The organism is Streptomyces sp. NPDC014733, from assembly GCF_043083385.1.
In the GTDB taxonomy this organism is placed as follows: Bacteria; Actinomycetota; Actinomycetes; order Streptomycetales; family Streptomycetaceae; genus Streptomyces.
Genome location: NZ_JBIBYO010000002.1, coordinates 1 through 13,736, shown reverse-complemented (window position 1 = coordinate 13,736; position 13,736 = coordinate 1). Strand labels below are relative to the sequence as shown.

Here is a 13,736-nt window from a genome sequence, read left to right as displayed (position 1 = left end):
GGCGACGCCTCCGGCTCCGCTGGTGAAGCATCGTTCCCTCACCTCCCTCAACTTGACGTATCGGCAGGAGAAACGGTTGCTTTGGCGCCCGCACGCATGACTCGTACGGGTGAATGCCCGGGTTTTTTCTACCCGGAAGCCTCCCCCCGGATCACTCCGAGCACTCCGTCCAGCTCGTCCGGCTTCACCAGGACGTCGCGGGCCTTGGAACCCTCGCTCGGCCCGACGATGTTCCGCGACTCCATCAGGTCCATCAGCCGGCCCGCCTTGGCGAAGCCCACCCGCAGCTTGCGCTGGAGCATGGAGGTGGAGCCGAACTGCGTCGAGACCACCAGCTCCGCGGCCTGGCACAGCAGGTCGAGATCGTCGCCGATGTCCTCGTCGATCTCCTTCTTCTGCTTGCCGCCGACCGTCACGTCGTCACGGAAGACCGGCGCCATCTGATCCTTGCAGTGCTGCACCACCGCGGCCACCTCGGCCTCGGTGACGAACGCGCCCTGCATCCGGACCGGTTTGTTGGCACCCATCGGCAGGAAGAGGCCGTCGCCCTTGCCGATCAGCTTCTCCGCGCCCGGCTGGTCGAGGATGACCCGGCTGTCGGCGAGCGAGGACGTCGCGAAGGCGAGCCGGGAGGGGACGTTCGCCTTGATCAGACCCGTGACGACGTCGACCGACGGCCGCTGGGTGGCGAGCACCAGGTGGATACCGGCCGCCCGCGCCAGCTGCGTGATACGGACGATCGCGTCCTCGACGTCCCGCGGCGCGACCATCATCAGGTCCGCCAGCTCGTCCACGATGACCAGCAGATACGGATAGGGCGCCAGCTCGCGCCCGCTGCCCTCGGGCGGCTTGACCTTGCCGTTGCGGACCGCCTCGTTGAAGTCGTCGATGTGGCGGTAGCCGTACGCCGCGAGGTCGTCGTAGCGCAGATCCATCTCGCGCACGACCCACTGCAGCGCCTCGGCCGCCCGCTTCGGGTTGGTGATGATCGGCGTGATCAGGTGCGGGATGCCCTCGTACGCGGTCAGCTCGACGCGCTTGGGGTCGACCAGCACCATCCGCACGTCCTCCGGCGTGGCCCGGACCATCACCGAGGTGATCAGACAGTTGATGCACGAGGACTTACCGGAACCGGTGGCACCGGCGACGAGGATGTGCGGCATCTTCGCCATGTTGGCCATGACGTAGCCGCCCTCGACGTCCTTGCCGAGCGCCACGAGCATCGGATGCTCGTCGCCCGCCGCGTCGGCCAGCCGCAGCACATCGCCGAGGTTGACCATCTCGCGGTCGGTGTTGGGGATCTCGATGCCGACCGCGGACTTGCCGGGGATGGGACTGATGATCCGCACATCCGGGCTGGCCACCGCGTACGCGATGTTCTTCGCCAGCGCGGTGATCTTCTCGACCTTGACCGCCGGGCCCAGCTCGACCTCGTACCGGGTGACCGTCGGACCGCGGGTGAAGCCGGTGACCGCCGCGTCGACCTTGAACTCCTGGAAGACGTTGGTCAGCGCGGCCACTATCGCGTCGTTGGCGGCGCTGCGGGTCTTGCCCGGGCCGCCCCGGGAGAGCAGGTCCAGCGCGGGCAGCGAGTAGGAGGCGCCGCCCGCGAGCTGGAGCTGCTCCGCGCGGGCGGGCAGCGCGCCGTCCGGCTCCTTCGGCGTCTTGGTGAAGTCCGGCACCGACGGCGGACCGTCCGCCGGCGGCTGCGCGGCGCGGGCCGGGGGCACCGCACCGGACGGGGCGCTCCCCTCGCCGCCGCCCCGGCGCTCGCCGGAGACGCCGCTGCTGAGACCGGCGACGATCGGGGAGGGCTGGACGCCGTGCAACACCGCGCCGTCCAGCGCCGCCGCGGCCTCCGCCGCGACGTCCACGGCGTCCTTGGGCCGTGCCACGGCGGGCGGCGCCGGTTCCTTGCGTTCCTTGCGCGGTTGCCGCCGCTCGGCCAGCGCCTCCGCCTCCAGCGCGTCCGGGTCGCCCGCCTCCGCGGCGACGGACCGGCGGGAGCGGCGCGCCGGGCGCTCCTCCCACTCCTCCTCGCCGTCGGCCCAGTCCGCCCACTCCGCCTCCGGCTCGGCCTCCAGCACACCGAGCCGGGCGCCGAGCGCCCGCAGCCGCTGCGGGATGGCGTTGACCGGGGTGGCCGTGACGACCAGCAGGCCGAACACCGTCAGCAGCACCAGCAGCGCCACCGCCAGCATCTGCCCGAGGGTGAAGATCAGTGGCTTGGAGACCGCCCAGCCGACATAGCCGCCGGCGTCCCGCACCCCCACGGCGTCGTCCCGCCCCGGCGACCCGCAGGCGATGGCGACCTGCCCGAGGACGCCGATGACCAGCGCGGAGAGCCCGATCACGATCCGGCCGTTGGCCTCCGGCTGCTCGGGGTGGCGGATCAGCCGGATGGCGATCCCGGCCAGCAGGATCGGCGCGACCAGGTCGAGCCGCCCGAACGCGCCGGTCACCAGCAGTTCGACGAGATCACCGACCGGGCCGCTGAGGTTGGACCAGGTACCCGCCGCGACGACCAGGGCGATCCCCAGCAGCAGCAGCCCGAGGCCGTCCTTGCGGTGCGCCGGGTCGAGGTTCTTCGCGCCGCGGCCCATACCGCGGAACACCACACCGCACGCCCGGCCGCAGCCGCGCAGCAGACGGACGATGCCACCGGTCGGGGACGGTGCCGGTTTCGGCGGCGCCTTCTTCGCCGGGGCCCGCTTGGCGGGCGCCTTGCGGGGCGGCGTCTTCGCGGCGGTCTTCTTCGCCGGCGGCTTGCGTGCCGCCGCCTTCTTCGGGGCGGTCTTCTTGGCGGCGCCCCCGGACGCTCCGGCGCGCTGCTTCGAGGGGCCCGCCGTGCGTGGGGTTCCCTTGCCGGACGTACGTGAGGCCATGGTGACGAGATTACAGGCGCCGCCGGAGCAGACACGAGCGCACGGCGCTTCACCCGAACGTGTCGTACCGGAATGTCAGGACGGGTGTCCCCCACGGTGCGTGAGCGGCCGTCAGCCGAACGGCGGCGGCCCGGCGGTCAGCCCGCGGCGCCGCCCGCCCCCGGCTCCAGCGCATCCAGCGCCCGCCGCAGCCCGGTCAGCTTCCGCTCCAGATGGGCGGCGGTCGCCACCGCCGCCGCGTCCGCCGACTCGTCCAGCTGCTTGGACAGCGCCTCCGCCTGCTCCTCGACCGCCGCGAGCCGCGCCGACAGCTCCGCGAGCAGCCCGGCCGACTCCTTCGCCTCGTCGACCCGGCCGCCCTCCAGCTGGAGCCGCAACAGCGACGCCTGCTCCCGCAGTTGGCAGTTCTTCATGTACAGCTCGACGAAGACCGAGACCTTCGCGCGCAGCACCCAGGGGTCGAACGGCTTGGAGATGTAGTCCACCGCGCCGGCGGCATAGCCCCGGAAGGTGTGGTGCGGGCCGTGGTTGATCGCCGTCAGGAAGATGATCGGGATGTCACGGGTGCGCTCACGGCGCTTGATGTGCGCCGCGGTCTCGAAACCGTCCATCCCCGGCATCTGCACATCGAGCAGGATCACCGCGAAATCATCCGTGAGCAGCGCCTTGAGCGCTTCCTCCCCGGACGATGCCCGCACCAGCGTCTGATCGAGCGCGGAGAGGATCGCCTCCAGCGCCAGCAGATTCTCCGGCCGGTCATCGACCAGGAGGATCTTGGCCTTCTGCACCATGGCCCGACCTCCTCGCCCCGGCATGGGGCCTCCCCTGTCCGAAGGACTTGGGGAAGAACCGGACGCCGCCCCAAGGGGCGACTCCGTCATGCCGCCCGTCCTTGTGCCGGTCATCGTAGCTGCACCCCGCTCGTCGCCACACCCTGTCACCGCGATGTCACCGTGTACGTAGCGGAAACGCCGGAGGGGGCCGGAAGGTTCCCCCGCCGTGCGTCGCGCCACGTCCGCGGCCACCGTGCCTCAGCATCCGGTGATCCTCTTCCGCTTCCATACTGGACGCTCCGTCACCTCGCGCGCATCCATTGCTCCATGACCGACAACAGATGGTCGGTGTCGACCGGCTTGGTGACGTAGTCCGAAGCACCGGACTCGATGCTCTTCTCCCGGTCGCCCTTCATCGCCTTGGCGGTCAGCGCGATGATCGGCAACCCCGCGAACTGCGGCATCCTCCGGATCGCCGCCGTCGTGGCGTAGCCGTCCATCTCCGGCATCATGATGTCCATCAGCACCAGGACGACGTCGTCGTGCTGTTCCAGGACCTCGATGCCCTCCCGGCCGTTCTCCGCGTAGAGCACCGACAGACCGTGCTGCTCCAGGACACTGGTCAGCGCGAAGACGTTCCGGATGTCGTCGTCGACGATGAGCACCTTCTCCCCGTGGAAGCCGCCGCTCGCGGCCGGTTCCACCAGGTCCTGGCCGTTGCCGAGCCACTGCTCCTCCGCCTGCCACACCGGTGCCGGCGGCTCGGGCGCGACGCTCTCGGACCGCTGCGGGGCGGGCAGCGCCGCCCGGCGCGCGCCACCGGTCAGCCCGCGCCGGCGCCGGCGGCTCAGCGCGCCCACCGACGCCTGCTCCTCGGCCACCCGCGCCGCCTCCTCGGCCGCCTGCCGCCCGACCTCCGTCTCGCGCGCCTCGGCGTCCATCGCCAGGCCCCCGGCCACCAGCGCCGGGTAGCCCTGCGGCGGCAGCCCGCCCGGGTTCTGCGGCAGGTACAGCGTGAACGTCGAGCCGCGGCCCGGCTCGCTCGCGGCGTGGATCTCGCCGCCCAGCAGCCGCGCGATCTCCCGGCTGATCGACAGGCCCAGGCCCGTACCGCCGTACTTCCGGCTGGTCGTGCCGTCCGCCTGCTTGAACGCCTCGAAGATCACACGCATCTTGCTGGACGCGATGCCGATACCGGTGTCGGTCACCGAGAAGGCGATCATCTCGGCGTCCGGGTCACGCAGCGAACCGTGCTCCAGGAGCTGCTCGCGGATGGCCACCGGGACGTCCGACCCGGCCGGCCGGATGACCAGTTCGACGTTGCCGCTGTCGGTGAACTTCACCGCGTTCGACAGCAGGTTGCGCAGCACCTGCAGCAGCCGCTGCTCGTCGGTGTGCAGGGTGGACGGCAGATCGGGCGAGACCCGGACGGCGAACTCCAGGCCCTTCTCCGCGGTCAGCGGACGGAACGTCGCCTCGACGTAGTCGACCAGCTGGACCAGCGCGATCCGCGTCGGCGAGACGTCCATCTTGCCCGCCTCGACCTTGGACAGATCGAGGATGTCGTTGATCAGCTGGAGCAGATCGCTGCCCGCCCCGTGGATCGTCTCGGCGAACTCCACCTGCTTCGGGGAGAGGTTCCCCTCGGCGTTGTCGGCCAGCAACTTGGCGAGAATCAACAGGGAGTTGAGCGGCGTCCGCAGTTCGTGCGACATGTTCGCCAGGAACTCCGACTTGTAGCGCATCGAGACCGCGAGCTGTTCGGCGCGCTCCTCCAGGACCTGCCGCGCCTCCTCGATCTCGGTGTTCTTCACCTCGATGTCGCGGTTCTGCGCCCGCAGCTGCTCGGCCTTCTCCTCCAGCTCGGAGTTGGACAGCTCCAGCGCCTTCTGCCGGCTTTCCAGCTCGGCGGAACGCTCCTTCAGCTGCTCGGTCAGCTCCTGCGACTGCTGGAGCAGCACCTCCGTCTTGGTGTTGACCGAGATGGTGTTGACACTTGTCGCAATCATCTCGGCGATCTGGCTGAGGAAGTCCTTCTGGATCTGGGTGAACGGCTGGAACGACGCCAGCTCGATCACGCCCAGCACCTTGTCCTCGAAGAGCACCGGCAGCACGATCACGTTCGCCGGCGGCGCCTCCCCCAGCCCGGACGCGATCTTCAGATAGCCGGAGGGCACGTTCTCCACCAGGATCGTGCGGCCCTCCTCGGCGGCCGTCCCGATCAGCGTCTCGCCCGGCTTGAACGTCGTCGGCATCGCCCCCATGGCATAGCCGTACGACCCCATCAGCCGCAGCTCGTACGCGCCGCGCTCACCGCCGTCGGCGCCCAGCTCCTGGCCGTCGGGCCGGGCGGCGAGGAAGAACGCGCCGTGCTGGGCGGAGACCGCGGGCGACAGCTCGCTCATGATGAGCGTGGCGACGTCCTTGAGGTCCCGGCGGCCCTGCATCAGACCGGAGATCCGGGCGAGGTTGCCCTTGAGCCAGTCCTGCTCCTCGTTGGCGAGCGTGGTCTCGCGGAGCGTGGAGATCATGGTGTTGACGTTGTCCTGGAGCTCCAGGATCTCGCCCGCCGCGTCGACGTCGATACGGACGTTGTGGTCGCCGAGGGTGACCGCCGCGGCGACCGCGGCGATGGCCCGCACCTGACGGGTGAGGTTGCCCGCCATCTCGTTCACCGACTCGGTCAGGTCCTTCCAGGTGCCGGCCACGCCCCGCACCTGCGCCTGGCCGCCCAGCTGGCCCTCCGTCCCCACCTCCCGGGCCACCCTGGTGACCTGCTCGGCGAAGGACGACAGCTGGTCGACCATGGTGTTGATGGTGGTCTTCAGCGCCAGGATCTCGCCCCGCGCGTCCACGTCGATCTTCTTCGTCAGGTCACCCTTGGCGACCGCGGTGGTGACCATCGCGATGTTGCGGACCTGGCCGGTGAGGTTGTTGGCCATGGAGTTCACCGACTCCGTGAGGTCCTTCCACGTCCCCGCGACACCGGGCACACGTGCCTGGCCGCCCAGGATGCCGTCGGTGCCCACCTCACGCGCCACCCGGGTCACCTCGTCGGCGAACGACGAGAGGGTGGTGACCATGGTGTTGACGGTGTCGGCGAGCTGCGCGACCTCACCGCGCGCCTCGACCGTGACCTTCTTCGTCAGATCACCGTTGGCGACCGCCGCCGCGACCTGCGAGATGTTCCGCACCTGGATCGTCAGGTTGTTGGCCATCAGGTTGACGTTGTCGGTGAGGTCCAGCCAGATACCGGTCGCGCCCGGCACCCGCGCCTGCCCGCCGAGCTGTCCCTCGGTGCCCACCTCACGGGCGACGCGGGTGACCTGCTCGGCGAAGGACGAGAGCTGATCGACCATCGTGTTGACGGTGGTGACCAGTTCGAGGATCTCGCCCTTGGCGTCGACGGTGATCTTCTTCGACAGATCGCCGTCGGCCACCGCCGTCGTCACCTCGGCGATGTTGCGCACCTGCGAGGTCAGGTTGTTCGCCATGCCGTTGACGGACTGGGTGAGGTCCTTCCACGTACCGCTGACGCCCTGCACCTCGGCCTGACCGCCGAGGATGCCCTCGGTGCCGACCTCCCGGGCCACCCGGGTCACCTGGTCCGCGAACGACGACAGCTGGTCGACCATCGTGTTCAGCGTGTTCTTCAGCTCCAGGATCTCGCCCCGGGCATCCGCGTCGATCTTCTGCGACAGGTCACCGCGGGCGACCGCCGTCGCGACCTGCGCGATGTTGCGGACCTGCGCCGTGAGGTTGCCGGCCATGCCGTTCACCGAGTCCGTCAGATCCCGCCACACCCCGGCGACGCCCGGCACCTGCGCCTGACCGCCGAGCCGCCCGTCGGTCCCGACCTCCCGGGCGACGCGGGTGACCTGCTCGGCGAAGGCGGAGAGCTGGTCGACCATCGTGTTGATGGTGTTCTTCAGCTCCAGGATCTCGCCGCGCGCGTCCACATCGATCTTCTGCGACAGGTCACCGCGCGCCACCGCCGTCGTCACCTGCGCGATCTGCCGCACCTGCGAGGTGAGGTTCCCCGCCATGAAGTTGACGGAGTCGGTCAGCTCCTTCCAGGTGCCGCTGACGCCGTCGACCCGCGCCTGACCGCCCAGCCGGCCCTCCGTACCCACGTCCCGGGCCATCCGCGTGACCTGGTCGGCGAAGGACGACAGCTGGTCCACCATGGTGTTCACGGTGTTCTTCAGCTGGAGCATCTCGCCGGAGACGTCGACGGTCACCTTCTGCGAGAGGTCACCGTTGGCGACGGCGGTCGTCACCTGCGCGATGTTGCGGACCTGTCCCGTGAGGTTGCGGAACGCGGTGTTCACCGAGTCGGTGAGGTCCTTCCAGGTGCCCGCCGCGCCCGGCACCGCCGCCTGGCCGCCCAGCTCACCCTCGACACCGATCTCCCGCGCCACCCGCGTGACTTCCGCGCCGAACGCGGAGAGCTGCCCCACCATCGTGTTGACGGTGTTCTTCAACTCCAGCATCTCCCCGGCGACGTCGACCGTGACCGTCTGCGACAGATCGCCGTTGGCCACCGCCGTCGTCACCTGCGCGATGTCCCGCACCTGCGCGGTGAGGTTGCGGAACGCCGTGTTGACCGAGTCCGTCAGGTCCTTCCAGGTGCCGGCGGCGCCCGGCACCTGTGCCTGCCCGCCGAGCTGGCCCTCGGCCCCGACCTCGTTCGCCACCCGCGTCACTTCGTCCGCGAAGGTCCGCAGCGTCTCCGTCATGGTGTTCATCGTGTCGGCGAGCTGCGCCACCTCACCGCGCGCGCTGACCGTGACCCGCTGCGACAGATCGCCGTTGGCGACCGCCGTGGTGACCTGCGCGATCCCCCGCACCTGCGCCGTGAGGTTGCCCGCCATCAGGTTGACGGAGTCGGTGAGGTCCTTCCACACGCCGGCGACGCCGGGCACCCGCGCCTGGCCGCCCAGCTCGCCCTCGGTGCCGACCTCGCGCGCGACGCGCGTCACCTCGGAGGCGAACGAGGAGAGCTGGTCCACCATCGTGTTGACGGTGTTCTTCAGCTCCAGCATCTCCCCCTCGACGTGGACGGTGACCTTCCGCGAGAGGTCGCCCTTGGCCACCGCCGTGGTGACGAGAGCAATGTCACGCACCTGCGCGGTCAGCCGCGCGGCCATCGTGTTGACGGACTCGGTGAGGTCCTTCCAGGAGCCCGACATCCCGCGCACCCGCGCCTGGCCTCCGAGCTTGCCCTCGGTGCCGACCTCACTGGCCACCCGCGTCACCTCGTCGGTGAACGCCGACAACTGGTCGACCAGCCCGTTGACCGTCCGCCCGACCTTCAGGAACTCCCCGCGCAGCGGATGCTCCGAGGAACTGTCCGAGCTGCGCGAACGCAGATCCATCCGCTGTTCCAGGTCACCCTCGGACACCGCCGACAGCACCCGGCCCACCTCGGAGACGGGTCGTACGAGATCGTCGACGAGCGCGTTGGACGCGTCGATCGCCGCCGCCCAGGACCCCTCGCAGGCGCCGACCTCCAGCCGCTCCGTGAGCTTTCCCTCACGTCCGACGACCCTGCGCACCCGGGCCAGCTCACCCGTCAGATGCAGATTGCGGTCCGCGGCCTCGTTGAACACCGCCGCGATCTCGGCCATGACCCCGTCGCCGGAGACCGTGAGCCGCTTGCGGAAGTTGCCGTCCCGCATGGCGGCCAGGGCGACCAGCAGCCGGTTCAGGGCCGCCGTGTCCACCTCGGTCGTCCCGCCGTTCCGGGCTCGTCCGCCTTTCGCGCGCGTGCTTGCGCCCCGCGCCGCTGCGCCAGACTCCACCGTGTCCCTCCCGCAAGGGTCGACCGTTCCCGGGCTTTCTCCTGATGCCTGCCCAGTGTTTCACCATGGCCCAACCAGGCCATAACAGTTCGGCAGCATCGCATACCGTCCCTGGGCGCGATCGGGGCGGAATCACCCGTGACCGGCATCCGCAGCCGCGGCGAAGGTAAGTAACCTGGCACCGGGCTGTCCACCCGCACGGCTTCCCGCCCGAGACGGTGGCACACGCACGACAGGTAATCGGAGGGGCGCCGCAGGTATGGGGGACCAGATCACCGACACACGCATGAGGAGACCAGTGATCACCGCGCGGGCCGCCGCCACCTTCGAGCCGGTCGGACGCTCGGTCGCCCAGGCCCGCGCGTTCGTCCGCGACACCCTCCAGGGCTGGGGATACGGCGACATCGTCGACGACGCCGTCGTCCTTACCAGTGAACTGGTCACCAACGCCGTCGTGCACGCCGGCACCGCCGCCGACGTCCTGTGCCTGCGCGAGGAGAGCGGCGTCCGCATCTCCGTCGCCGACCGCTACCCCGAGCGCGAGATCCCGCTCCAGAACACCGGCCGCGTCCTGGTCCACCCCGACCGCGAGGGCGGCCGCGGACTGCTCCTGTGCGGCGCGCTCGCCGCCCGCTGGGGCGTCGAGTACTCCCCCGACCGCAAGTACGTCTGGTTCCGCCTCGACCTGCCCGAGCGCCCGGCCGGCACCCGCGCCGCCGGCCCCGCGCTGCCCGTCGACGCACTGCCGGTCGCCGACCACCGCGTCCGCGTCGCCGTCGTCCAGATCGACCGCGGCGGCTCCATCAGCGCCTGGAACGACGACGCCACCGGCCTCTTCGGCTACGACGCCGAGCAGGTCGTCGGCAAACCCCTCACCGACATCGCCGCCTGGCCGCACACCCCCGGCACCGGCACCGGCATCGCCGAGGCCCTGCGCCTCTCCCGCTGGGAGGGCTCCTACGGCGTCCGCGGCGCCGACGGCCGCGTCCTGCCCGTCTACGCCTCCCATCTGCGGGTCCGCGACGCCGACGGTGAGGCGTCCACCGTCTGCCTCCTCGTCCGCGACCACGAACGCGCCGTCCTGCAGAGCCCGACGCGCACCCCCGCCCCGGACGCCGCCTCGCAGACCGCCCGGGCCGACGGCCGCCCGTCCGACCCGTTCGAGGTCTTCATCGGCTCCCCCGCCCCCGACGACCTCGACGGCCTGCTCCAGCGCACCGTCGAACGGGCCCGCGACATGCTCGACGGCGACGCCGCCTATCTGCTGCTCGCCACCGACGACGAGACGGAGCTGGAGGTCCGCGCCTCCACCGGCCTGCCCTCCGCCCGCCAGCGCTTCGCCCGCGTCCCCGTCGAGACCGGCTCGGGCCGCTACGGCTCCGCCCGGATGCCGTCCGTCCACGAAGACCTCACCGCCGTCCCCGGCGCCGTCCCCCTCCTCAACGGCACGGGCATGCGCTCCGTCGTCACCGTCCCGCTGAAGGTCGAGGGCCGCCTCACCGGCTCGCTCGGCGTCGCCGCGGAGAGCGCCGGCCGCTACACCAACGAAGAGGCGCTGCACCTGCAGTTCGCCGCCGACCGCATCGCCCTCGCCGTCGAACGGGCCCGCCTGACCGAGCTGGAGAAGCTCCGCCGCGGCTCCCTCTCCTTCCTCGTCGAGGCGTCCGACCTGCTCGCCGGCACCCTCGACCGCGACCAGACGCTGGCGCTGATGGCCCAGATGACGGTCCCGACCCTCGCCACCTGGTGCGCCGTCTACACCGTCGCCGACCAGGCGTCCGAGCCCGAGCTGTCGTACGTCCTGCACGAGGACGAGGACCGCATCGACGGCCTCAAGACCCTGCTGATGAAGGTCGATCCGCCCGAGCCGGTGCCCACCCCGGGCGCCCGGGTGTGGACCGCCCCCACCGACGCCGCGCACGATGCGGCCCTGCGCACCTCCCTGCGCAGCCTGGGCCTCGGCGATTCCGCGCGGCCCTCCACGGGCCCGGGCGCCTCCCTCGCCACCGCCTCCGCAGTCGGCGGCGAGACCGTCGTCCTGCCGCTGGTGGCCCGCAACCGCGTCATCGGCATGCTCACCCTGGGCAAGCCCACCGAGGAGCACTTCCGCCAGGAGATCCTGGAGCTGGCCGAAGACCTCTCCCGCCGCGCCGCGCTCGCCCTCGACAACGCCCGCCTGTACTCCGAGCGCACCGCCATCAGCCAGTCCCTCCAGCGCAGCCTCCTCCCCCCGGAGCTGCCGGACGTCCCCAACGTCGAGGTCGAGGTCATCTACCGCGCCGCCGGCGAGGGCAACGAGGTCGGCGGCGACTTCTACGACCTCTTCCCGATCCGCGACGGCGCGTACGGCTTCGCCATCGGCGACGTCTGCGGCACCGGCCCCGAGGCCGCCGCCGTCACGGGCCTGGCCCGGCACGCGCTGCGCCTCCTGGCCCGCGAGGGCTTCGGCGGCCCCGCCGTCCTGGAGCGTCTCAACGCCGCGATCCTCGACGAGGGCGCCCGCAGCCGCTTCCTCACCCTGCTCTACGGCGAACTGTGGCCGCAGGAGGACGGCAGTGCCCTGCTGAAGGTCGTCTGCGCCGGCCACCCGCTGCCGCTCCGCCTCCGCCAGGACGGCTCGGTCGAACCGGCCGCCGAACCCCAGCCCCTCCTCGGCGTCATGGACGACCTGGAGCTGTACGAACAGACCGTCACCCTCGACCCGGGCGATGTCCTCCTCTGCGTCACCGACGGCGTCACCGAGCGCCGCGAGGGCACCCGCATGCTCGGCGACGACGGTCTCACCGAGGTCCTGACGACGTGTACGGGCCTGACGGCGGGCGCGGTCGCCGCCCGGGTCCTGCGCGCCGTGGAGCGCTTCGCCGCGGAACCGGCCTCGGACGACATGGCGATCCTCGCGATGCGCGTCCCCGAAATCCCCACCGCACAGCAGTAGAACGACAGCTTCTTTCCCGCCCGGTGACCGCCGGGCGGGAAAGAACCGCCTCTCCTGTCCGCCCATGCAAAAGGCCCCCGCCATCTCGGCGGGGGCCTTTTCTTTCTGAGCCCCAATACGGAATCGAACCGTAGACCTTCTCCTTACCATGGAGACGCTCTGCCGACTGAGCTATTGGGGCGAGCCAGCGGAATAGATCATACATGACCTGCGCCGAAGCTCCGAATCGCACACGGACGCTGCCGCGAACCGACCGGCGCCCCTCACATCGCGGGCTGCAGCAATCCCCCGAGCGCATTGCAGGCACCCACCATCCGCTGCACCTCCCGCCGTTCCATTCCTGCCCGCAGTGGCAACGCCAGCGTCTCGTCCACGGCCCGCTCGGTCTGCGGCAGGAACACGTCCCGCCGCAGCCCCGGCATCCGGTACACGGGCGCCTGTACGGGTATCCGGCAGCCGACGCCCTTGGCCCGCAACGCCCGGGCGAACGCGTCCCGGTCCGGACGGCCGTTGCCGGGGACCCGCACCACGTACTGCTCATAGGTGTGCCCCGCGGCAGGCTCCGGCGTCACCACGCCCTTGAGCCGTCCGTCGAGGTACGCCGCGAGCGCCCGACGTCGCTCGGCCCCTTCGGACGCCGCTCCTGGCTCGTCCACGACCAGCACCAACAGCCCGTGCCGCTGCCCCAGTTCCCGTATCCAGCCGTCGTCGGCCCGTCGCCCGAAGCGGTGTATGGCGACGACAGCGGCAGTACGGTGCGTCACCACGTCGGACACCGCGGCGGGATCGAGGCAGTAGCTCTCTCCGTCGACGTCGGCGAAGACAGGCAGCGCCCCCAACTCCACCACCGCTTCGGCCACTTCGGCGTTGCCGTACGCCGGCACCACGACCTCGTCACCGGCACGCACCCCGGCCGACTTGAGCGTCTCCACAGTCCCCATGCTGCGGATCCTGGCGACGCCAGGTGAACACGGCGTTACGCACACACGGCCACCTGTGGCCGAACGCAAAAAAGCTCCGGTCTCCGGAAACCATTCACTGGTTCCCGGAGACCGGAGCTGAAAAATTGTTCGGCGGCGTCCTACTCTCCCACAGAGTCCCCTCTGCAGTACCATCGGCGCTGAAAGGCTTAGCTTCCGGGTTCGGAATGTAACCGGGCGTTTCCCTAACGCAATGACCACCGAAACACTATGAAGTTGAACCACCGCACCCCGCAGAGGGGCGTGTTCGTTACTTCAGAACCTACACAGTGGACGCGAGCAACTGAGGACAAGCCCTCGGCCTATTAGTACCAGTCAACTCCACCGGTTACCCGGCTTCCATATCTGGCCTATCAACC

At 70.6% G+C, this 13,736-nt stretch carries 5 protein-coding genes, 1 tRNA gene and 1 rRNA gene; 1 reads left to right on the top strand and 6 read right to left on the bottom strand.

What is annotated here, in order from left to right; all coding sequences use genetic code 11:
• Positions 1 to 128: 128 nt before the first annotated feature.
• The 3 genes from ACF1BH_RS05020 to ACF1BH_RS05010 all read right to left on the bottom strand — a co-directional run bounded on the left by ACF1BH_RS05020 (position 129) and on the right by ACF1BH_RS05010 (position 9,462).
• Positions 129 to 2,885 (bottom strand): DNA translocase FtsK, encoded by a 2,757-nt coding sequence (locus ACF1BH_RS05020; protein ID WP_391641024.1) that lies wholly within the window; start codon positions 2,883 to 2,885, stop codon positions 129 to 131.
• A gap of 137 nt (positions 2,886 to 3,022) precedes the next feature.
• On the bottom strand, positions 3,023 to 3,676 hold the full coding sequence (locus ACF1BH_RS05015) for a two-component system response regulator (protein ID WP_143942621.1): 654 nt from the start codon (positions 3,674 to 3,676) through the stop codon (positions 3,023 to 3,025).
• A 284-nt stretch (positions 3,677 to 3,960) separates the two neighbouring features.
• A complete protein-coding gene (locus ACF1BH_RS05010; protein ID WP_391641023.1) occupies positions 3,961 to 9,462 on the bottom strand; it encodes a HAMP domain-containing protein in 5,502 nt (1,833 codons plus the stop codon).
• A 286-nt stretch (positions 9,463 to 9,748) separates the two neighbouring features.
• Between ACF1BH_RS05010 and ACF1BH_RS05005 the strand changes: the two genes are divergently transcribed.
• Entirely contained in the window at positions 9,749 to 12,397 is a 2,649-nt protein-coding gene (locus tag ACF1BH_RS05005) for a SpoIIE family protein phosphatase (protein ID WP_391641022.1), read from the top strand.
• Between the two features lie 108 nt (positions 12,398 to 12,505).
• On the opposite strand, the gene ACF1BH_RS05000 is transcribed toward ACF1BH_RS05005, so the two are convergent.
• The 3 genes from ACF1BH_RS05000 to rrf all read right to left on the bottom strand — a co-directional run bounded on the left by ACF1BH_RS05000 (position 12,506) and on the right by rrf (position 13,582).
• Positions 12,506 to 12,578 (bottom strand) — tRNA-Thr (locus tag ACF1BH_RS05000).
• An 82-nt stretch (positions 12,579 to 12,660) separates the two neighbouring features.
• Positions 12,661 to 13,338 carry a DegT/DnrJ/EryC1/StrS family aminotransferase gene (locus tag ACF1BH_RS04995; RefSeq protein WP_391641021.1) on the bottom strand — a complete coding sequence of 226 codons (678 nt, stop codon included), beginning with the start codon at positions 13,336 to 13,338 and terminating at the stop codon, positions 12,661 to 12,663.
• Positions 13,339 to 13,465: 127 nt separating this feature from the next.
• Positions 13,466 to 13,582 (bottom strand): 5S ribosomal RNA (rrf, locus tag ACF1BH_RS04990).
• Positions 13,583 to 13,736: the final 154 nt, after the last annotated feature.

Excerpts from the sequence above, each read along its gene's own strand:
- ACF1BH_RS05015 (WP_143942621.1), bottom strand. The coding sequence starts at position 3,676 with ATGGTGCAGAAGGCCAAGATCCTCCTGGTCGATGACCGGCCGGAGAAT.
- ACF1BH_RS04995 (WP_391641021.1), bottom strand. The coding sequence starts at position 13,338 with ATGGGGACTGTGGAGACGCTCAAGTCGGCCGGGGTGCGTGCCGGTGAC.
- ACF1BH_RS05020 (WP_391641024.1), bottom strand. The coding sequence starts at position 2,885 with ATGGCCTCACGTACGTCCGGCAAGGGAACCCCACGCACGGCGGGCCCC.
- ACF1BH_RS05005 (WP_391641022.1), top strand. The coding sequence starts at position 9,749 with ATGAGGAGACCAGTGATCACCGCGCGGGCCGCCGCCACCTTCGAGCCG.